The organism is Candidatus Microbacterium colombiense (assembly GCA_029203165.1).
GTDB classification, from domain to species: Bacteria; Actinomycetota; Actinomycetes; order Actinomycetales; family Microbacteriaceae; genus Microbacterium; species Microbacterium colombiense.
The window spans coordinates 911,170-931,622 of sequence record CP119308.1; the positions used below are offsets into that span (position 1 = coordinate 911,170).

Consider the following 20,453-nt stretch of genomic DNA (forward strand, 5'->3'; position numbering starts at 1 on the left):
CGCAGAAAATCCAGAGAAATCTGTGCGTGGGCGCACAAGAGCGCTGCAGTGGTCAGCGAGGCGCGATCTGCGCCATCACCGAGAGGATCTCGGACTGGTACCGCTCAGTGTTGAAGCGGGTGCTCGCGCGCTCCGCATCGGCGATCGCCTGCGCGCGGAATCCGCTCCAGTCATCTCGGATGCGGCGGATGCCGTCGGCGAAGGCCGCGGCGTCGTCCGAGCGCACCAGCACGGTCGATTCGAACCCGGCCGCGGCCTCGCGCAATCCGGTGTGGTCGGCGACGACGACCGGACGCGCACTGAGGATCGCCTCGATCACGACGTTGCCGAAGGACTCGTCCGCGCGGGAGGGGACGATGGCCACGTCGGCGCCGGCGACCGCGTCCCAGACCGAGGGGAGGAACCCCACGAAACGGATGGCGTCCTGCAGCTCGAGTGCGGCGACCCGCTGGCGGAGTTCCGCTTCGTACCATTCGTATCCGGGGAAGACGTCGCCGACGATGTCGGCCTGGGCCTCCACGCCCTGCTCGCGCAGTGCGGCGATCGCATCCACCACGAGATCGACCCCCTTCCGGGGGGAGAGGCGCCCGACATAGGCGACACGCACGGGGCCGTCGATCCGCTCCCGCGGCGGTGTGATGCTCGCCGGGCCCTCGACGCCGTTGTAGACGACCCAGACCCGATCGATCCCCGGACGTGCCGACGGGCGGCACACGCGCAGGCTCGTCTCGGAGTTGAACACGATGCCCGTCGCCAGGCGCAACGGCGCCGTGAGCAGCCGACGCGAGGCGGGGGAGAGCGACGCCTCCGCTTCGTGGACGTAGACGACGCCGGGCCGACGCGACAGCCGCGCCGCGAGTGTCCAGAACGGCGTCGTCAGCGTGTTCGCGAAGACGACGTCGGCTCCGGTGTCGCGGATCAGACGTCGCATCCGTGGGAGCGCCGACAGTGTCGTCCTCACCAGCTGGAGCATCCCTCGCGGCGACAGCATGCTCTTGCGGATGATGGGTGAGGCCAGCACGACCACCTCGGCGCCCGCCTCGCGCAGCCGAGGCACGAGCGGGCCGTCGACGGAGCAGGTCACCACGACGCGGTCTCCGGCGGCACGGAACGCCCGCACCGCCTCGAGGAGCATCCGGTCGGACCCGTACAGATCCGCCGACGGGTTCGCCACCAACACGGTCCGCCCGCTGGCGGCGACGGCATCCGTCATCGCGTCGGAGTGCTCGCGCTCGGCCAGTACTCGTCGACCAGGCTCACGGTCGAGGCGATGTTGGCGCGGCTGGACGCGCCGAACACGATCGACTCGAGGTTCGGCAGCCCGCACACCCACTCGATCGCCTCACGCGGCGGGATGGCCCCGCTCGCGTACACCGACATCGCGACCGCGCGGAACGGACGCTTCTCGATCGCCTCGAGGTAACTGTCGACACCGCCCGACATCCGGAACCCGATCTTGTTGATGTTCGAGCACACGATGGGATTCTCGACGCCGACGGCATCGAGGTCGTCGAGCAGGCGGGGCAGGTTCATCGTGATGAAACCGGGCTCCGCGTTGTACTTCTTGCGCACGTGGTCGGCGAAGATGCGGAAGGCGTCGCGGAAGCCGAGTCCTGACAGCAGGTCGACGACCACGTTCTGCATCCAGATCACCGGGGTCGAGACGCCGGCGAACATCTTCATCTCCGCATCGATCAGGAGCGTCGCGACGCCTTCGATGTCCTTGCGGGCGAGCGAAGACGTGCCGCGGGCGATGCTGTCGAGCAGCCCGTCCTCCGGCAGGAACTTGCGGATGGCGCCGAGGAAGCCGTCTTCGGTCACCGCGTTCGCGTACTTGTGCGCATACGGCATGCCGGGAAAGAACTTCATGTCGGGGTAGCGCTCGGGGTTCGCGCGCACGCGATCGACGACCTCGCCGATGCGCTCGTGCGTGGTGCACATGAACGTGTGCACCCCCTCGTCGTAGGCGGAGTCGAGGACGTTCATGATGGCGTCCAGCTCCTGGAAGCGCATCTGCTGCGCGCGCGCCTTCTCCTCCGACATGTGGTTGACGCCGAAGAACTGGTTGTCTCCGAACAGCAGGCGATCCATCTTCGGTGCGACGGTCGAAGTCATCGTCATTTCCCCCCTCGCAGCACGCGCCACGCTTCTTTGACACGTCCGGGTCGTTCCACGGTCGTGGTGCCCGCTGCGGCGCTGTGGAGGCGTGCCTCGTCTCGGGCGGCATCCTGGCTGATCATCGCGATGACCTCGTCGGTCACGGCGGCCGACGTGAAGTCGTTCACACCGTCGCTCTCGCCGCCCTGTGCGCGCCGCACGAAGGCGTCCAGCTGTGCGCTGTACTCCTCCCCGCGCAGATAGAACCAGGGCGCCTCGGTGAGCTCGGTGGTGTAGCGCACATTCCATCCCGCCTTGTACCCCTCGGGGATCGGAGCGGTGTCGCGCAGGTAGACCTGCACTTCCTGCCGGTCGGCGTAGATGCGGCCGTGCTCACCCCACAGGGTGATCTTCGTCGTCATCTTGCGCTGCGACTCATCGGACCAGTTGGCGATGATCTGGGCGGTGCCGTGCGGGTAGTGCAGGGTGCTGGCGACGGCGTCGTCGATCTGAGCGGAGAAGATGCTGGTGAGCTGGCTGCCGCTGACCGACTCGGGCTCGCCCAGATACCAGGTGAGCAGGTTCAGCGGATGCGCGGCGTAGTCGTACAGACATCCGCCACCGGTCGACCGCTGGCTGCGCCACGTGGTTCCTGACGCCTTGAGCACGACCGGGCCGTATGCCTCGGCGAGTGCGGTGTTCACCTGGCCGAGCGCGCCCGCGTCGAGCAGCTTCTTCACCTCGAGGAACGCCCCGACGAAGCGGTTGTGGTACCCGACCTGCGTGACGACTCCGTGCTTCGCGGCGAGTGCGGTCAGTTCGACGCTCTCGGCGGGATCGATCACGAGCGGCTTCTCGCAGAACACGTGGATGCCGCGGCTGATCGCCTCGCGGATCATGCCCGCGTGCAGGTGCGTCGGCGTCGCGATGATGACGGCGTCGGGCTTTGCCTCATCGAGCATCTTCACGAAATCCTTGAAGGTGCGCACCCCCGTGTACTTGGACAGGATGTCGAGCAGGTAGCCCGTGGCGTCGCAGACACCGACGAGATTCACGTCCGGGTGGGCTTTGATCATGGACAGATGGGACAGCCCCATCTTGCCGAGCCCGACGACGGCGACGTCGATCACTTCGCTACCTCAATTCCTTCTGCGTTCTGCGGGATTGCGCTCTTCGGAGTGCGACGGTCACGCGCGGTCAGAAGAGCGGCCTCGTACTGGCTGCCGATCTTCTCCCACGTGAACTCCTCGCGGAAGCGCTGGCGGCTTGCAGCGCCCATGCGCTGCCGTCGCTGCTCGTCGCCGATGACATCGTCGAGCAGTGCGGTCAGATCGTCGGCACCGGAGAAGTAGGCGTTCTCGGGTCCTGCGACCCAGGTGTTGTACTGGTTGTCGTGTGCGATCACCGCGTTGCCGGCGGCCATGGCTTCGACGAGCGACGGGTTGGTGCCGCCGACCGTGTGGCCGTGCAGGTACACGGTCGCGTGGTGGCGCAGCGACTGCATGCGATCGGGCTCGAAGATCGCGCCGGGGAAGATCACCTCGTCGGAGGCGGCGTCCATCACCTCGGCGTGGTACTCGTCGCTGCGGTCGTACGGTCCGACGACGACCAGTGGCATGCCGCGGTGGTGGCGTGACCAGGCGGTCACGATCTCGAGCACGGAGTTCTCCGGGATCGGACGGCAGACCATGATCGCGTACTCGCCTGGGGTGAGCCCCAGCTCGGTGACCGGAGCGGTGGGAGCGTCGGTGACCTCGTGTGCGCCGTAGGTGATGGTCGAGACCCGGCGGCGGCCGAAGTGGCGGCGGAGGTAGGTGGCGATCACGGGGTGGTCCGCGATGAGCACGTCGCCGATCCAACCCGCGATGCGTTCGTTGGCGAGCAGGATGCCCTGCTTGACGACGCCCCAGCGCTTGCGCGTCCACTCCATGCCGTCCATGTTGATGACGTTGGGGATGCGCCGCAGTCGCGGCATCACGTCGAAGATCGCCGTGTTGTAGCCGAACGTCAGCCAGACATCGCCGAGCTCATGCGCTCGAGTGGCGTGCCGGATCGACTTCAGGTCGAAGGACGACGTTCCCCGCCACCCGTCGAGCGGCTCGTTGATGAGCACGCGCTGGACGCCGTTCCACTCGTCGACGGTCGTGGGACCCTCGCCGGGGATCTGGCAGTAGATGATGACGTTCCAGCCGCGATCGCGCAGGTAGAGACCCACGTTCTCTGCGGCGGTCTCGAAACCGCCGTATGCAGCCGGCACGCCATGCGTTCCGAGTATTCGGACAGTAGACGGCACGATGATTGTTCCCCTCATTGCGAGTGCCCCTCAGCACCCTTCTCACTGTGATCCCGCTCGAAGTCGCCGCCTCTTCCGGCGACATCGAACAACGGCGTCTGGGACTAGTATGCCCCGCTGGGCTGCACCATGACCTTCGCGGTGCGCCACATGATCTGCAGGTCGTTCACGACGGACCAGTTCTCGACATAGCGCAGGTCCAGTCGGACGCTCTCGTCCCACGAGAGATCGCTGCGACCTGAGACCTGCCACAGGCCCGTGATGCCCGGCTTGATGTACAGGCGGCGGAAGACCGTCCCGTCGTAGGCCGTGACCTCGCTGGGCAGCGGCGGACGCGGTCCGACGACGCTCATGTCGCCGATGAGGACGTTCCAGAACTGCGGCAGCTCGTCGAAGGAGAGCTTGCGCAGCACCCGGCCGACGCGCGTCACGCGGGGGTCGTCCTTCATCTTGAACAGCAGGCCGGCGCCTTCGTTCTGTGCCTTGAGCGCAGCAAGCTGCTGCTCGGCGTCCGTCTTCATCGAACGGAACTTGACCATCTTGAAACGACGCCCGTCGCGGCCGACGCGCTCCTGGAAGAAGAACACCGGACCGGGGGAGTCGAGCTTGATGAGCAGCGCGAGGATCGGAGCGAGAAGCGCGATCGGGATCAGCGCGAGCGTGGCGACAGCGATGTCGAGCGCGCGCTTGAGGACGTGCTGGCCGCCTTCGTACCGCGGGATCTGCACCTGGATGAGGGGCAGACCCTCCACCGGGGCGAAGGAGATGCGCGGACCCGCGACATCCGTGAGCCGGCTCGAGAGCACCAGCTCAGCGGCAGTGCCTTCGAGCTGCCAGCTCAGCTGCTTCACGAACTCGGGGTCTCCCTCAGGGCGGCTCGCCACGATGATCGTGTCGGCGCCGAGTTCGGCCGCCACGGTCGAGACCGTGTTGACGTTGCCCAGCACGGGGAAGCGGGCGTCACCGATCTCGATGTCGCGGGCGTTCCCGTCGAGGAGGGTCGCACCGACGACCTGGTACCCGGAGGCGCCGATCGGGTGCAGCGTCCGCACCACGTACTCCACGTCGTCCTTGTTGCCGACGACGAGGGTTCGCGAGGCGAAACGCCCGTGGCTCCGCTGGATCTGGAGCCAGTGGCGCCAGATCCAGCGGGTCACGAGCAGAGTCAACACACCGACGGGCAGCCCCAGCAGCAGCGTCAGTTGCATCGACTTCCAGTTCAGGAGCACCGCGATGATCGCGATGATCCCGAAGGCGAGACCGCTGGCGTGCACGACGCCCCGGTACTCGGTGGCGCTCGCACGGAACAACGCGGCGTCCCGCGTGTGCAGCGCGCTGAGCATGAGGTACCACACGGCGGCGAGGGGGACGCCTCCGCGAAGGACCTCGGCGATGGCGACGCCCATGAGCAGTTGGACGGTCGCGGTCAGAGCGACGGCGAACAGGATGACGGCCGCATCCGTGATCCGCAGTCTCATCCGATAGCGACGCTCCCACTGACGGCGTCGTTCCAGCGTCGCGGAGGCGCGCGGCGTGACCACGGTGCGCGTCACCGACTTGGTGGCTCTCGGTGCGGCGACCGGCACGAAGCCGGTTCCCGTGCGAGCGATGCTCAAGGCATCCTCCACGGAGGTCATGCCGAGGCTCCGAAAGCCTTCGATGTACGCAGAATTCCCCAGTGCGACATGTGTTTCCCCAGTTTTTCCCCAGACCGCGAACAGATGCTCGCGGTATTCGTCTGCATACCCGACCCCTCGGGTTCCTGCTGATGCTTCCGTGATCCCACACCACGGACTCGCGATCGCCGTCCCACACGGCGGATGCTGACAGCAGGCACTGCAGACTCTGGACAGCATAGCGGAACGACAGGATGGAGGGAAGATATTTCGTGCGTGTGGATCAAACGGGGTCAAGGAAGCCCCGTGGATCGCGCCCGGGGCTATCCTGACCCCCGTGATCGAGAACACCTCAGCCCCTCGCTTCCGCCTCTCGCGCATGCTGCCGCGCGATCCCGGTCAGCCGCATCGTGCCGCGAGCAGCCTCGAGCTCTTCTTCGACCTCGTGTTCGTCGTCGCGGTCAGCACGGCGTCCGCGCAACTCCACCACGCACTCAGCCACGGTGACTTCGCGCACGGCATCACGTCGTACGTCATGATCTTCTTCGCGATCTGGTGGGCGTGGATGAACTTCACCTGGTTCGCGACGTCGTTCGACACCGACGACTGGCTCTACCGGGTCACGACGATCGTGCAGATGGGTGGGGTGCTGGTTCTGGCGGCGGGTATTCCGAACGCCTTCGAGCACGGCGACTTCCTGATCGTCGTGATCGGGTACGTCGTGATGCGCGTGGCGATGGTCGCGCAGTGGCTGCGCGCGTCCCGGTCCGCCGGGGAGTTGCGTGCGGCCACCCGGAGGTACGCGGTCGGCATCGCCGCGGTCCAGGTGCTCTGGATCCTCTTCCTGCTGATCCCCGGCGGGCCGTGGCAGATCGTCGCCTTCGCCGTGTTCGTCCTCCTCGAGGTGAGCGTGCCGGTGTTCGCGGAGTACCGCAGGCAGACTCCGTGGCATCCCCACCACATCACCGAGCGTTACGGCCTGTTCACGCTCATCGTGCTCGGTGAGAGCCTGCTCGCTTCCGCGAACGCGATCATCGATGCGCTGCGCGAGGTCGAGTCGCTGGGGCCGCTCATCGCGATCGCGGTGCTCACACTGGTGGTGACGGCATCCCTGTGGTGGATCTATTTCTGGGCGCCGCACCACCGTGCGATCACGTCGTTCCGCCGGTCCCTGACGTATGGCTATCTGCACTACTTCGTCTTCGCCGCCGCTGCCGCGTTCTCAGCGGGCATCGAGGTCGAGCTCGACGTTCTCACCGGCGACAGCCACCTGTCGAGTACTGCGGCGTCGTTCACGGTGACCGTGCCCATCGCGGTGTTCCTGCTCGGCATCTGGTGGATCGCGATCCGGGAGAGCGCGGATCGACTGGTCAACACGGTGATCCCGCTCGGCGCGCTGCTCGTCCTCCTCGATCCGGTGCTGCCGGTACCGGTCACGCTCACCGCGTTGATCCTCGTCGTGATCGTGGTGGTGCTCGTGCTGCGTCCTCCGCTCAGCGATCGACGGCTCTCCAACGAAGGTGCGTCCATAGAAGACGCATAGACCGATCATGGCTCGCTCCTGGACGGGCGCGTGATCCTGAGATCACCGCACGACCGATGAGAGGAGCCATCATGACCAGAATCCCCGAGCCGACCCAGACCCCCGACGGCCCTGCCTATGAGGGGCGCCTCCTCGACCGTGCGGATGAAGAGGTCGTCGACCAGGGCGTCGCGTTCGATCTGCGCACTCTCGTCAGCCGACGCGGGATTCTCGGACTCGCCGGCCTCGGGATCGGGGCGGTCGTGCTCGCCGCATGCGCGCCGACCGCCTCCGGGACCGACGAGGCGACCGCCACGCCCTCCGCCGAGGCGACCGCGTCGGCGGACGGGTCGACGGGAACGGTCGAAGGGGAGATCCCCGATGAGACGGCGGGTCCCTACCCCGGCGACGGGTCCAACGGCCCGGATGCGCTCGAGGAATCCGGCATCGTGCGCGCTGACATCCGTTCATCGATCGACGGCGCGGCGACCGCCGAGGGAGTGCCGCTCGCGTTCTCGCTGCAGATCCTCGACATGGCCGGTGGCAACGTGCCGTTCGCCGGCGTCGCGGTCTACGCCTGGCACTGCACCGCGCAGGGCGAGTACTCGATGTACTCGGAAGGACTCGAGGACGTCACCTATCTCCGCGGTGTGCAGGTCGCCGACGATCAGGGGCGGGTGTCGTTCACCTCGATCTTCCCCGGGTGCTACTCGGGTCGCTGGCCGCACATCCACTTCGAGGTGTACCCGGATGCCGCATCGATCACCGATTCGGCGAACGCCATCGCGACCTCCCAACTGGCGCTGCCGGAATCCGTGTGCGCGACGGTGTACGGCGAGGCCGGGTATGAGGGGTCGACCCGGAACCTCGCCGGTGTGACCCTCGCGAGCGACAACGTCTTCGGCGATGACGGCGGTGCGCTGCAGCTCGCGTCGGTCGCCGGTGATGTGGCGAACGGATACACGGCGTCGCTGGTCGTCGGTGTCGACACCACGACGACGCCCTCCGCAGGCTCTGCGCCGGGCGGCTCCGGCGGGCCCGGGGGCGGCGGGGCTCCGCCCGCGGGGTGATCGGCGAAGACGGGTCCCCTCCCGGGAATGGACTGATCTGCTAGACTGATGCTGCAACGTGCGTGATTCGCCCCTCTCGGCCTCCACGTCGCCACTGATCTGGGCCCGTCAGGACCGCGCACATCGACGCGTGCGGAATCCGGCTCCGATCTCTCGATCTGCGAGGTGCCGAAGCGCGCCCGCCACACAGCAATGAGCATCACCATGAGTATCACCACCTTTCCACCCTCCGACCCGTTGACCTGGAAACAGGCCGACGCCGATGTGCACGTCGCGACGCGTGCCGGCGAGTTCGCCGGCTTCGTGGAGTTCGACGGCACCGCCCATCTCGTCCGCGACGAGCGTGGCACCGACCTCGGATCCTTCGAGACTCTCGACCGCGCACGCAGCGCACTCGAGAGCACGCAGCGCGCTCGGCTCACGCAGGCGCTTTCCACACCGAACTCCCAGTCCCGGGGCTTTCGGCGGCGTCCGCGCCGCGCACGCGCCTGAACGACAGGGATCAGACCCGCGACACGCCGTGTCGTGGGTCTGAATTGTATTCCGATCGATGCATACGCCTCGGGCTACTGTGAGGTAAGCGTTGGGCGGCTGCCTTGGGCTTATCAGGCTCCAGGGCTCCGATCGACGGGAGAGCATCATCTCTAGCACCCAGCTCGACACGACCAGTTCGACTCTCGGACGTGTACGCCAGACCTACTCCGGCAACGCCGAGTTCCCCCCGATGGCGCAGGCCTACAAGCAGGTCTCCCAGGTCGTGAAGGAGACCGGTCTGCTGCAGCGGGCCACCGGCTTCTACGCCCTCGTGGCGGCGGGCATCCTGGTCGCTCTCGGCGGCTGCATCACGGGCTTCATCCTGCTCGGCGACAGCTGGTTCCAGCTGCTCATCGCGGGCGCGCTCGGCATCGTGTTCACGCAGATCGCCTTCCTCTCCCATGAGGCAGCGCACCGCCAGATCCTGAGCTCCGGCCCCGCGAACTTCAAGCTCGCTCGCATCCTCGCCGGCAGCATCGGCATGAGCTACTCCTGGTGGGACTCGAAGCACACCAAACACCACGGAAACCCCAACCAGGTGGGCAAGGACCCTGACATCGAGGTCGACACGATCTCGTTCCTCGAAGAGGATGCCGCGAAATCGCGCGGGCTGATCCGGCTCATCACCCGCAAGCAGGGCTGGCTGTTCTTCCCGCTGCTCACGCTCGAGGGTCTCAACCTGCACTACATCGGTCTGAAGCACCTGCTCACGAAGAAGAACGTGAAGGGCCGCTGGATCGAGCTCGCCATCATCACCGCGCGCTTCGCGCTGTTCCTCGTGCCGCTCTTCCTCTTCCTCCCGATCGGGATGGCGTTCGCCTTCTGGGGTGTGCAGCTGGCCGTGTTCGGCGTCTACATGGGCGCATCGTTCGCCCCGAACCACAAGGGCATGCCGATCATCGATCCCAATGCCCGCCTCGACTTCTTCTCGAAGCAGGTGCGCACATCGCGCAACATCCGCGGAGGATGGTGGGCCACGGCGCTCATGGGCGGCCTCAACTACCAGGTCGAGCACCACCTGTTCCCGAGCATGCCGCGCCCGCACCTGGCGAAGGCTCGTGGGATCGTCCGCGACTACTGCCTGGCGAACGACGTGCCCTACACCGAGACGAGCCTCGGCCGGTCCTACGCGATCGTGATCGAGTACCTCAACCGCGTCGGCCTCTCCGCAGGAGCAGACCCGTTCGACTGCCCGGCTGCTGCGCAGTTCAGCCGCGCCTAGAACCTCAGCACACCGAAACGCCCGGCGCTCACCAGAGTGCCGGGCGTTTCGTCGTTTCCGGTCGGCTGCGCGTCTCTACCCGTCGCTCCGGATCCATCGGAATGTGATCCGGCTGAGGATCAGTCCGACGACGAGCCACACGAGCAGCATCAGGGCGGTGAGGCCGGTGTCCCATGAGCCGCCGGCCTCCGCGGCGCCGAACGATTCCGGCAGGAAGACGGAGCGCATGCCCTGAGCGATCCATTTCACCGGGAGCACCCCCGCCGCGTTCTGCAACCACTCCGGAAGCATCGAGAAGGCGATGTACACGCCGGACACGAACTGGATCAGCAGCACGATGGGGATGACCACCGCCGCCGAGGATTTTCCCGACCGAGGCACGGCCGACAGGGCGATTCCGAGGAGCGTGCAGGCGATCAGACCGAGCGCGAAGATCCAGGCGAAGCGCACCCATGCGCCGGCATCGGTGGGGAGCTCGACTCCGTAGGCGACGACGGCCACAGCGAGAAGCAGTGCGATCTGGAGGATCGCCGTGACGAAGACCTCGCCGACTTTTCCGATGAAGTAGGTGACAGGGGAGATCGGGGAGCCTCCGAGCCGCTTCAGGGTTCCGTCGCTCTTCTCCATCGCGATCTCCAGAGCAGGGCCTTGCACGCCGGAGAGCAGAATGGCTCCTGCGACGAGCCCCGGCAGGTAATACGTCGCCATGCTGACTTTGTCCGGTCCCTCGCCGATGTCGCCCGTGAAGATCGTCGCGAACACGACATACATCAGAGTCGGGAACAGGAAGGTGAAGAAGACCTGGTCGCCTGCGCGGAAATACTGGCGCAGTTCGAACCGGATGCGGCGGATACCGAGGCCCACCGTGCGTCCGATGCCGAACTTCGACCGGGCGGTGATGATCCCTTTGGACATGTTCACAACTCCTCAGAAACCGGGGTGGCAGTGTCTGCAGTCGGCGCCACAGGGGGTGTGTGGAGCGCCCCCGGGGCAGGTTCGGAGGAGTTATGAACATCGAACTCGCGGATCAGCTCGAGATAGACGTCCTCCAGTGTCGGCCGCACGACCTCCAGGTCCCGGGGCTCGCCGTTGTCGCGCTGCAGAGATGTGACGAGCGCTCCGGGGTGGTCGGTGCGTTGCTCGCGCCGCACGCCGCTGTTATCGACCCATCGAACGAGAGGTGTGCGAGAGTCCGCGCCTCCGAGCTCGTCGATCGCTCCGATGGCCGCGATTGTGCCCCCGGCGATTACCGCCGCGCGATCACCCAGCTGGGCGGCCTCGTCGAGGTAGTGGGTCGTGAGCAGGATGCTGGTGCCCTCGGCCTTGAGTGATCGGATCAGATCCCAGAACTGGCGCCGTGCCTCTGGGTCGAATCCGGTCGTCGGTTCATCGAGGAATAGCAACTCCGGTCGTCCGATGATCCCGAGCGCGACATCGAGGCGCCGCTGTTGCCCACCGGAGAGGCGAGACGCCCGCGTGCGCTCCTTCTCCTCGAGTCCGACCGCTGCGATGACCTCGTCCACGTCTCGAGGCCGTGGGTAATACCCGGCGAACTCCCGCAGCAACTCGCGCACTGTGAACGATCCGGGCTCACCGGTGGATTGCAGCACGATCCCCAGGCGCGACTTCCACTCCAGGCCGCCGCGTTGCGGATCGACTCCGAGCACGTCGACCTGCCCGGATGAGCGATGCCGGTAGCCCTCGAGGATCTCGATTGTCGTCGACTTGCCCGCGCCGTTGGGCCCGAGGAGGGTGAACGTCTCTCCACGATGGATGTCGAAGCTGATTCCGTCTACGGCGGTGAACTCGCCGTACTCCTTGCGGAGATCGCGGACCGTGATCACGCTTTCTGTCATGAGCCCAGCCTGGACCTGCCGGACGCGCACCGATAGGGGCGCGGCGGAACCGCCCCGCTCAGCGCTTGCTGCTCTTCTCGGTCTCGACCACGTCGATCGTGATCTTCTCGAGCGGGCCGTCGTCGTCGATGATCTCGTCATCCAGCACCTCATCGCCGAGGAACTCCTCGGTCGGTGCGGCATTCACCGGATCGACCGTGTCCACGGCCTCCGCGCTCGGCGCATCCGCTGCTGCGGGACTCTCGTCGGAGAACACGCCGTCGGGCCGGATGAGCTCGCGCACCTCCGACATGAAGCTCGTCAGCTGCTGCTGCTGCCAGCGCAGCTGACGGGTGCGGTCCTCCGCGTCGCGCAGCACGGCGCTCGTGTGGTTGGTGACCGAATCGACGATCTTCTGCGACTTCACCCGCGCACGCTCGAGCGTCTCGCGGGCGCGCACCTGGGCGTCGGCCTCGATCGACTGCGACTGCGTGCGCATCAGGCGCTCGTAGTCCTCGGCCTTGCCGGAGATTCGCTGAGCGTGCTCCAGAGAGGCGGTGACCTGTTCGTTCGCATCGGTCGTGATGCGTTCCGCGTGCGCGACCGCCTGGTTGTGCAGCACGAGGAACTCCTGCTGCGCGTCGTCCTGGCGTCGCGTGAGGGTCTCCTCGAACTCGAGCACGCGCGCGTTCATCTCGCGCACCTCGCGCTCCGCGTCGGAGCGCAGCTGAGTGGTCTCGCGCGTGACGAGCGAGCGCAGCGCGGCGGCGCCCTTCTCGGCCTCGGTGCGGATCGCGGTCGCCTCCTGCGCGGCCTGATTCACCTTCTCGGCGGCGTGGCTCGCCTCGCGCTCGAGTCGCGCCTCGTGCGCGGTGTACTCGGTGTCCATCTTGAGGCGCACCTGGTCGGCGTCGCGCTGGGCCTGGGAGGTGATGCGGTCGGCATCCGCGTCGGCCTCGGCCCGCTGAGCCGTGACCTCCTCGCGCGCGGCGGCCATCAGGCGGTCTGCCTGCACCGCGGCGTTCTGGATGAGCACGTTGGCCTGTTCCTCGGCGACCCGGAGGATCGCCTCGAACTGCTGGCGGGAGGGAGCCTCGGAGCCGTCGGTCTTCTGCGGGGCGTCGACCAGCTCGGACGTCAGCGTCGTCACCTGCTGCTCTGCATCGGCCAGCTGCGCCTTGGTGGCGGTGAGCTCGCTCTCGAGCGCTTCGCGCGACGCGCGATCCTCGTCGCGTACGGCGTCGAGCGACGAGGTGCGACGCTCATCGGCGTCTGCGAGGTCAGCGGTGGCCTGCTGGAGACGCGAGCGCAGTGTCGCGAGCGCCGCGTCGACCTCGCCCTTGTCGTATCCGCGGAATCCCACGGTGAAGGTGGACTGCTCCTGCGGCGTCGTCTCGATCAGCTGGTCGAAGAAGTCGGGCGAGCGCTGGCCGTCGCGATCGGCGTTTCCGGAGGGTTCGCTCATGATTCATGCCTTTCTGGCGGGCCCGCGTCAAGGAGGTGCGCTGCCGTCCCGTCGAGGGGGAGGGCGAGTGGACGTGGACCGAGTATGTCGTGAAGGGATGGACGACATGGCGACGACCTACCGAAGAGCATGGCCGAGCGATGGCGCGCTAACAGCCTAGTTGCGTCGGCTGGGAGATGCGCCCTCAGTTTTTCGACGGGTTCTTTCGCTCTCCTGAGGCGGGATCGATGAGGTGATCGAGCACGAGTTCGCCGGTCGCATTGAGCACGCGCATCATCTCCGCGATGAGCTTCGGGTCGACAGGCAGCGTGTCCGGAGAGTCGTAGCCGAACTGCAGGGGGATCGCCGGGTGGATCCAGACGGTGGCGCGTCGATCCGGCCCGTCCCCGATGGGGAGCCACGTCATCATGAAACTCTCCTGGCGCCGCAGCTTGGTGGAGATGACGATCTTGAGGTGCGCCAGAGTCGTGTCCTCTATGAGGATCGGATCCGAAGTCCCGTCGTATCTCAGTCTTCCCATACTGAGAACCGTACGCCCTCGGCAGCGGGTCCCCTGCATCGGAAAGTCTCTCGGCGCAATCCCCTTCTCCGATCGAGGAGATCGGCCTACGTTCGCCGCATGGACCACAGCGACGAGGAAGCCCAGGTGAAGCCCCAGACCACGATGATCCGTACCCAGGTCGCGGTCGACGACGTCGGGTTCTTCCTCGCGCAGGGACAGGATGTGTCGGATATCAAGAAGCGCATCGAGTTCGCGGCGCAGGCCGGTGGGCGGTTCGTGGATTTCGTGGTGCTGGGCAACCGCACCGTGAGCGTGCTGATGTCCGCCGCGAGCCACGTCGTGATCTCGACGGAGAGCGTCGAGTTCGATGCGCGTGACAACGGAGACGAGGGCGTCCCCTTCGGCGGAGTGTTCGACATGCTGTGACAGGTGCGCTGATACGGTGACGGCGGAGGACATCGCGTCCCTGGGGCCAGCCGAGCAGGAAGAAACTCGACATGAAGCGAACATCACGATCGCGGCTCGTCCGCGTCGCGATGGCGACCGTGTTGGCTGTGCTGATCGGTACTGTCGCTCCGAACCTCGCCCCGGGAGAGTCCGCAGCGGCAGCCACGGACGGACAGATGGTCTATCCAGCGTCCGGAAACATCCAGTCCAAGGTGGGTGACGGATGCCGGGGGAACTATCGCGCCCACGACGGCATCGACATCTCCGGCCAGGGCGGAACGCCCATCCTCGCTGCGTACGACGGCGTCATCAAGACCCGCGCGTCGAACAACGGATATGGCTTCTACACCGACATCGAGCACCCCGGTGGCTACGTCACGCGATACGGGCACATGGCCGCGCAGGGAACGTACGCGCCCGGCACGCGGGTGGTCCGCGGCCAGCAGATCGGCGTCGTCGGCAAGACGGGGGCGACGACGGCATTGCATCTGCACTTCGAGGTGTGGCGGAACGGCTCGGTGTACTCCGGTGTCAACCAGGGGTTCACGTGTCTGTCGAACATCGTGCGCGGCGGGTTCATCCCGATGGTCTTCCCCGGTCTGGGCACGACGAGCCCCCTCCGTGCCTTCACGGGAGACTACGACGGCGATGGCAAGGCCGACTTGCTCGCCGTGGCGTCCGACAGTGACCTGCAGTTCTTCGGCGGCAACGGGGCCGGCGGCTTCACCTCGGCATCCGTGATCACCTCGGCCTGGGGGAATCGCAAGCACCTCACGCATACGGACTTCAACGCCGACGGCATCGCAGACATCCTGGTCGCCCGATTCGACGGGGCGCTGGAGTTCTACGCGGGGAAGGCCGGCGGAGGATTCGGGGCATTCACCACGCCCGGCAAGGGGTGGTATCAGATGCTCCACGTCACCTCCGGGGCGGACTTCACCGGCGACGGCCGCCACGATGTGGTCGGCGTGACAGCTGCCGGCGTCCTCACGATCTATCGGGGCGACGGAGCCGGCGGCTTCGTCTCCCCGGCCGTGACGATCGGAGGAGGGTGGCAGAACTTCGTCCACCTCGTCGGGGGCGACTTCGACAAGGACGGTCGCGGCGATCTGTTGGCGGTCGATGGCGACGGCACGCTCTACTTCTATCCGGGCGCGGGAAACGGATTCGGCACGAGGCAGGCGGTCGGCTCCGGCTGGGCGGCATTCACCGCGGTCACCGGTGGAGCGGACTACACCGGCGACGGTAATCCCGACCTCATCGCACGGACCGCAGCGGGAGACCTCTATCTCTACCCGGGGACCGGTTACGGCTCATTCGGCACGAGGAAACCGATCGGCTCGGGATGGGGCACCTACCTCCAGATCGAGTGACGACGCCTTCGTCGCCTCCGTGGCGGGGGATCGAGCGCATCGCATGGCTGATGCCTACGATGAGGGCATGACCACCCCACGGATCATCCGCAGTGTCGCCGTCGCCCTCATCGTGTTCTCCGCCGCGGCCCTCGCAGGGTGTGCCCCGGAGACGAACGCAGCAGAACCGTCGGCGTCGCCCACAGCAACCCACGAGTCGTCGACGCGTTCCCCCGAGCCGTCGGCGTCGACGGCACCGCCGCAGACGCAGGCTCCCGAGACGCCTGCGGCGTTCACCGAGGCGGAGCTGGCTCAGATCTGCATCGATGCGACGCGCTCGACGTACGACCCCGGAGTGACATTCGATGCGGCCGGAGCGCGCATCGAGAAGAGGACCGTCACCCCGGAGTGGCTCGTGCTCGTGCCGGCGCAGACCAACGGCTACGCGGGGGAGTCGGTGTGCACGATCGGTGGATCTCCGTCGAGTCCTCAGGTGGAGATGTCGTCGGGTTCGATCCAGCCGCTGACCGAAGAGCAGATCCAGAAGCTCATCCGGGGTGAGAACGAAGGCGGGACCGAGTAGCTCTCCCTGTCGGGTGTATTGCACAAGTGATACGGTATGTATCACTTGGTCAATACACTTCGGGAGGTCGGCATGTTCGCACTCTTCGTCCTGATGCTCGCATCGCCGCTGCTGATCGGCGCACTCATCGGCGTCGCCGTGTGGCGGCGGCAGCGGAGAACTCAGCCGCCGATCGATTCCGGCGTGCGATGGGCCGTCGGTCTCGCAGCGGCGCTGCTGTTGATCCTGATGGTCGCCCAGATCCTGCGCGCCGTCCTGCCGCCCTCGGCCGTTCAGGTGCTGGCGCCGCTGATCAACTGGCGTTTCCTGACGCCTCTCCTCGTCGGATGCCTCGCGCTGATGGTCCTGCTGTTCCCGGTCACCATCCGCCGCGGCGGGGGTTCGGCCGAACTCGATCGGCGCACGCCGTTCTCGTTCGCCTCCCGCGGAACGCTGTGGACGCTCGCAGTGCTCATCGCGCTGAGCCTCGGGCTCGCAGCCTTCGGGGGCGCGCTCTCCCGGCCGGACGACCTGGGGCAGTACCGAATGATCTGGATCGAACTCGGAAGCACGTCCGGCGGCACGGAGATCTATGGCTGGTACTACTCGGTCCCCGCGCTCTGGGTGCTCGGCGCGCTGATCGTGCTCGTCGCCGCGAACCTCGTGCTCATCTCGAGTCCTCCCATTTCCGCCGACGTCGACGGAGACCGTGCGACGCGGCGCTTCCGCATCCGGGCCGTGCTCCGGCTCGCCTCCAGCGCCATCGCCCTGCACGTCGCTGCGGTGCTCGTGTTTCTGGCCGGCACCTCGACCGCCTCGGTGACGAAAGGTGCCGGGGGCGTCGAGGCGATCAGCGTCGGCACCTCGTTCGCCGCGCTGACGCCGGTGCTGTGGGGCGCGTGGGCGCTGGCATCCTGCCTCGGGGCGGCGTTGTGCATGAGCGTGCTCCTGTCTGCCGTGTCTGTGCCGCTGCAGGCGCCGCGTCGCGTGCCGGTCGCGGCATGAGGATCGCGCTGAGTCCGTCAGGCGGTCAGCCGACGGAGCAGATCCGCGATCAGATCCGAGGACTCATCGCGACCGGAGGGCTCGCCGAGGGGCAACGGCTGCCGTCTGTGCGTCAGCTCGCACAGGATCTCGGTGTCGCACCTCGCACCGTGGCGAAGGCGTACAAGGCGTTGGAGGAGTCGGGTGCGCTGCAGACCCGGGTCGGCAGCGGCACACGGGTCGCGGAAGGGGCATCGGCGACACCGCTCACCGTCTTGGACGCGGCGAGAGACCTCGCCGTCGCTGCGCGTCGGGAAGGCATGGATGTCGATGAGGTGCAGCGGGTGCTTCGCGCGATCTGGTGACGGCAGGTCTGCGCTCAGGCTGATGCGTCGGAGCGGGGGACGACGCGGATGCGACCGCGGATGAACGGCAGCGCGGGCGCCCGGTAGTCCAGCGCGGGGGAGTCGGGGTCGAGAGTGATCTCGGCCCGACCGAAGCGCCATAACCGGTTGAAGAGGAAGACGCCCAGTGCCACGGGGTGGTCCGCCGCGATCTTCCAGGTTCCCAGTCCCCACTGCGCGGGCTGCCCGCGTCCCTCGATCACGAGCGTCGGGCGGACGCCGGCGTACAGCGCGAACCAGGGCTTGCGCAGCGTGATCTCGATACGGCGGGTTCCGGGAGCGTCGGAGTTCATGATGCTTCGATTCTGGGGCACCGGGCGCCTGATCGTGACCAGTGGCGCGTTCGCGGGAGGGGGTGCATGTTGTCGCTTCCGTCGCGACGATGCGACAGAGTGCGACGTCGGGCCCGCTGGGCCGGTCGCATTCGGTCGCCTTCAGCCAGGGGATGCGGCGATGTGCGCCCGACGCCCGGGCGGGGAAGTCGCATTCGGTCGCTATCTGCGCGGGGATGCGGCACGATGCGACGACACTCACCCGGAGGGCCATGCGCCTCTCGCCGGGGCAAAGCAAAACCCCCGCCATGTAGAAGCTAGGCGAGGGTTTCTAAGGTGATTGTAATGATCACCCTGTGGCTCCGACGGGCGTCGATCCCGTGACCTCACGATTTTCAGTCGTGCGCTCTACCAACTGAGCTACAGAGCCGTGCGACCGGCGAACCTGTCGCATCCTAGACGAAGGGCTCTCTCCGAAGAAAGAGCCCGTCGAACGGAGCGACCCTGACGGGACTTGAACCCGCGACCTCCGCCGTGACAGGGCGGCACGCTAACCAACTGCGCTACAGGGCCATACTTGTTTTCAATTGTATCGGACGAGTGACCCCAACGGGATTCGAACCCGTGCTACCGCCGTGAAAGGGCGGCGTCCTAGGCCGCTAAACGATGGGGCCGAGTCAGTCCCGGGGGACTTCCTTGCCGACGCTCAAGCATAAGGGATGCCGAAGCGAAATTGCGAATCGAGGGCGCGGCTCCTTCCGCCCGGGCGTGTTCCGGAGGACGATGGAGGCATCACCCGTGTCATATGACGGGCATCCCGCCTCTGGTGCAGATGTGAAAGTTGTTGTTACTGTGACATGTGTGAAACCGGCGGAAGGGGCCGTGTGAACGATCTGACCACGGCGGATGCAGCAGCAGCGGCATCCGCAGAATGCGGGTGCGCACCCACGCCCGCCGAGACGCGCGCCCTGCAGAAGAGCGGCATCACCCGCCGCGGCGCCATCGGACTCGGTGCGTTGAGCGTCGTCGCCTTGAGCGCGTTCGGCGTGAGTTCGGGAGTGTCCGCCGCCTACGCCGCGTCGTACCCGAGCTGGGACGACGTGCAGAAGGCCAAGAAGAACCAGGCGGCGAAAGCGGCCGAGGTCTCGCGCATCGAGGGACTCATCCAGTCGCTCACGCAGAAGGTCGCCGAGACGCAGGCTGCGGCCAAGGTCGCCTCCGATGACTTCTTCAAGGCGCAGCAGGACTACTTCGCGGCCATCGCCAAGGCGGAGGAGCTGCAGGCCAAGGCCGACGAGCAGTCCGCGATCGCCGATGAGTCGGCGCGCAAGGCCGGTCAGGTCGCCGCGCAGCTGTACCGCAACGGCGGCGACGACACCTCGCTCGAACTGTTCTTCGCCGGCTCCGCCGCCAACGCCGACGAACTGCTGTCGCGCCTCGGCACGATGGACAAGCTCCTCGAGTTCAACCAGTCGGTCTACGACGATGCCGTGGCCGCCCGCAACTCGGCGCAGCTGCTGAGCGATCAGGCAGTCGTCGCACGCGACCGAGCGCGACCGCCTGCAGCAGATCGCCGAGCAGAAGATGGTCGCGGCCCAGCAGGCCGCGGATGCCGCACAGGCAGCGCTCGACGAGCAGTCCTCGAACCTCGCCACGATGCAGGCGCAGCTCGCCGCCCTCAAGGACACCACCGCCACCACGGTGGCCGGGTACCAGAAGGGCGTCGAGGAGCGCGAGAAGGAGCGCAAGCGGCGCGAAGCGGCAGAGGCTGCGGCGAATGCCGGCGGCAACAGCGGCGGCGGCGGCACTCCGGGCAACGGCGGCTGGGTCCGCCCGCACGGTGGATACCGCAGCTCCGGCTACGGTCCGCGCTCGCAGCAGTGCAACGCGAACGGCTGCTCCTCGAGCTGGCACTACGGGGTCGACCTCGCCAACGGCTGCGGGGCCGCGATCTACGCCGCCCACTCCGGCACCGTCGACGCCGCCTTCTACAACGGCGGGTACGGCAACTACGTGCGCATCCAGCACGGCGGCGGCATCGCCACCGGTTACGCGCACATCCGCCAATTCGCCGTGCGCAGCGGTCAGTGGGTCAACGCGGGTCAGGTCATCGCGTATGCGGGAAACACCGGCGGATCATTCGGATGCCACCTGCACTTCGAGGTCTACATCAACGGGGCGTACACGAACCCGATCAACTTCATGGCGGGCAAGGGCGTCTCCGTCTGAGAACACGCCCCTCCACGCAGAAGACCCCCGGCCGCTGAGCGGAACCG

At 67.0% G+C, this 20,453-nt stretch carries 19 protein-coding genes, 3 tRNA genes and 1 pseudogene; 10 read left to right on the forward strand and 13 right to left on the reverse strand.

Annotated elements, in window-relative coordinates; genetic code table 11:
* Nucleotides 1–52 precede the first annotated feature (52 nt).
* The 5 genes from P0Y60_04355 to P0Y60_04375 all read right to left on the reverse strand — a co-directional run bounded on the left by P0Y60_04355 (nucleotide 53) and on the right by P0Y60_04375 (nucleotide 6,027).
* Nucleotides 53–1,213 carry a glycosyltransferase family 4 protein gene (locus P0Y60_04355; protein ID WEK61999.1) on the reverse strand — a complete coding sequence of 387 codons (1,161 nt, stop codon included), beginning with the start codon at nucleotides 1,211–1,213 and terminating at the stop codon, nucleotides 53–55.
* Nucleotides 1,210–2,115, reverse strand: coding sequence for a hypothetical protein (locus tag P0Y60_04360; protein ID WEK62000.1), 906 nt, complete (start codon nucleotides 2,113–2,115; stop codon nucleotides 1,210–1,212). Before P0Y60_04360 ends, P0Y60_04355 begins: the two co-directional genes overlap by 4 nt.
* Nucleotides 2,116–2,117: 2 nt before the next feature.
* The gene (locus tag P0Y60_04365; GenBank protein WEK62001.1) at nucleotides 2,118–3,227 is read right to left on the reverse strand and encodes a Gfo/Idh/MocA family oxidoreductase; all 1,110 of its coding nucleotides are present in this window, start codon (nucleotides 3,225–3,227) and stop codon (nucleotides 2,118–2,120) included.
* Entirely contained in the window at nucleotides 3,224–4,408 is a 1,185-nt protein-coding gene (locus tag P0Y60_04370; protein WEK62002.1) for a DUF1972 domain-containing protein, read from the reverse strand. Before P0Y60_04370 ends, P0Y60_04365 begins: the two co-directional genes overlap by 4 nt.
* Before the next feature lie 86 nt (nucleotides 4,409–4,494).
* A complete protein-coding gene (locus P0Y60_04375; GenBank protein ID WEK62003.1) occupies nucleotides 4,495–6,027 on the reverse strand; it encodes a sugar transferase in 1,533 nt (510 codons plus the stop codon).
* A gap of 358 nt (nucleotides 6,028–6,385) precedes the next feature.
* Between P0Y60_04375 and P0Y60_04380 the strand changes: the two genes are divergently transcribed.
* The 4 genes from P0Y60_04380 (at nucleotide 6,386) to P0Y60_04395 (ending at nucleotide 10,354) form a co-directional block, all read left to right on the forward strand.
* Complete coding sequence (locus P0Y60_04380; GenBank protein ID WEK62856.1) at nucleotides 6,386–7,549, forward strand: low temperature requirement protein A; 1,164 nt, start codon at nucleotides 6,386–6,388, stop codon at nucleotides 7,547–7,549.
* A 71-nt stretch (nucleotides 7,550–7,620) separates the two neighbouring features.
* A complete protein-coding gene (locus tag P0Y60_04385; GenBank protein ID WEK62004.1) occupies nucleotides 7,621–8,598 on the forward strand; it encodes an intradiol ring-cleavage dioxygenase in 978 nt (325 codons plus the stop codon).
* Nucleotides 8,599–8,802: 204 nt separating this feature from the next.
* Nucleotides 8,803–9,090, forward strand: coding sequence for a hypothetical protein (locus P0Y60_04390; protein WEK62005.1), 288 nt, complete (start codon nucleotides 8,803–8,805; stop codon nucleotides 9,088–9,090).
* A 91-nt stretch (nucleotides 9,091–9,181) separates the two neighbouring features.
* Nucleotides 9,182–10,354: an acyl-CoA desaturase gene (locus tag P0Y60_04395; GenBank protein ID WEK62006.1), complete on the forward strand. Its 1,173-nt coding sequence runs from the start codon at nucleotides 9,182–9,184 to the stop codon at nucleotides 10,352–10,354.
* Nucleotides 10,355–10,429: 75 nt separating this feature from the next.
* On the opposite strand, the gene P0Y60_04400 is transcribed toward P0Y60_04395, so the two are convergent.
* The 4 genes from P0Y60_04400 to P0Y60_04415 all read right to left on the reverse strand — a co-directional run bounded on the left by P0Y60_04400 (nucleotide 10,430) and on the right by P0Y60_04415 (nucleotide 14,063).
* Entirely contained in the window at nucleotides 10,430–11,269 is an 840-nt protein-coding gene (locus P0Y60_04400) for an ABC transporter permease (protein ID WEK62007.1), read from the reverse strand.
* Nucleotides 11,270–11,271: 2 nt separating this feature from the next.
* Complete coding sequence (locus P0Y60_04405) at nucleotides 11,272–12,210, reverse strand: ABC transporter ATP-binding protein (GenBank protein ID WEK62008.1); 939 nt, start codon at nucleotides 12,208–12,210, stop codon at nucleotides 11,272–11,274.
* 58 nt (nucleotides 12,211–12,268) lie between these two features.
* Complete coding sequence (locus P0Y60_04410; protein WEK62009.1) at nucleotides 12,269–13,654, reverse strand: DivIVA domain-containing protein; 1,386 nt, start codon at nucleotides 13,652–13,654, stop codon at nucleotides 12,269–12,271.
* 184 nt (nucleotides 13,655–13,838) lie between these two features.
* Entirely contained in the window at nucleotides 13,839–14,063 is a 225-nt protein-coding gene (locus P0Y60_04415) for a hypothetical protein (GenBank protein WEK62010.1), read from the reverse strand.
* Between the two features lie 210 nt (nucleotides 14,064–14,273).
* On the opposite strand from P0Y60_04415, the gene P0Y60_04420 reads away from it, so the two are divergent.
* The 5 genes from P0Y60_04420 (at nucleotide 14,274) to P0Y60_04440 (ending at nucleotide 17,866) form a co-directional block, all read left to right on the forward strand.
* Entirely contained in the window at nucleotides 14,274–14,582 is a 309-nt protein-coding gene (locus P0Y60_04420) for a hypothetical protein (GenBank protein ID WEK62011.1), read from the forward strand.
* 71 nt (nucleotides 14,583–14,653) lie between these two features.
* Complete coding sequence (locus P0Y60_04425; protein ID WEK62012.1) at nucleotides 14,654–15,976, forward strand: VCBS repeat domain-containing M23 family metallopeptidase; 1,323 nt, start codon at nucleotides 14,654–14,656, stop codon at nucleotides 15,974–15,976.
* Nucleotides 15,977–16,043: 67 nt separating this feature from the next.
* On the forward strand, nucleotides 16,044–16,538 hold the full coding sequence (locus P0Y60_04430) for a hypothetical protein (protein WEK62013.1): 495 nt from the start codon (nucleotides 16,044–16,046) through the stop codon (nucleotides 16,536–16,538).
* 72 nt (nucleotides 16,539–16,610) lie between these two features.
* On the forward strand, nucleotides 16,611–17,522 hold the full coding sequence (locus P0Y60_04435; GenBank protein ID WEK62014.1) for a hypothetical protein: 912 nt from the start codon (nucleotides 16,611–16,613) through the stop codon (nucleotides 17,520–17,522).
* On the forward strand, nucleotides 17,519–17,866 hold the full coding sequence (locus P0Y60_04440) for a GntR family transcriptional regulator (protein WEK62015.1): 348 nt from the start codon (nucleotides 17,519–17,521) through the stop codon (nucleotides 17,864–17,866). The genes P0Y60_04435 and P0Y60_04440 overlap by 4 nt, the downstream gene beginning before the upstream one ends.
* 14 nt (nucleotides 17,867–17,880) lie before the next feature.
* Here the strand turns inward: P0Y60_04440 and P0Y60_04445 are convergent, their stop codons facing one another.
* The 4 genes from P0Y60_04445 to P0Y60_04460 all read right to left on the reverse strand — a co-directional run bounded on the left by P0Y60_04445 (nucleotide 17,881) and on the right by P0Y60_04460 (nucleotide 18,851).
* The gene (locus tag P0Y60_04445; protein ID WEK62016.1) at nucleotides 17,881–18,198 is read right to left on the reverse strand and encodes a hypothetical protein; all 318 of its coding nucleotides are present in this window, start codon (nucleotides 18,196–18,198) and stop codon (nucleotides 17,881–17,883) included.
* Between the two features lie 336 nt (nucleotides 18,199–18,534).
* Nucleotides 18,535–18,607: transfer RNA gene (locus tag P0Y60_04450), tRNA-Phe, on the reverse strand.
* Nucleotides 18,608–18,676: 69 nt separating this feature from the next.
* Nucleotides 18,677–18,750: transfer RNA gene (locus P0Y60_04455), tRNA-Asp, on the reverse strand.
* Nucleotides 18,751–18,778: 28 nt separating this feature from the next.
* Nucleotides 18,779–18,851 (reverse strand) — tRNA-Glu (locus P0Y60_04460).
* Between the two features lie 210 nt (nucleotides 18,852–19,061).
* Between P0Y60_04460 and P0Y60_04465 the strand changes: the two are divergent.
* Nucleotides 19,062–20,406: pseudogene (locus tag P0Y60_04465) on the forward strand (peptidoglycan DD-metalloendopeptidase family protein).
* The last annotated feature ends 47 nt before the right edge of the window (nucleotides 20,407–20,453 follow it).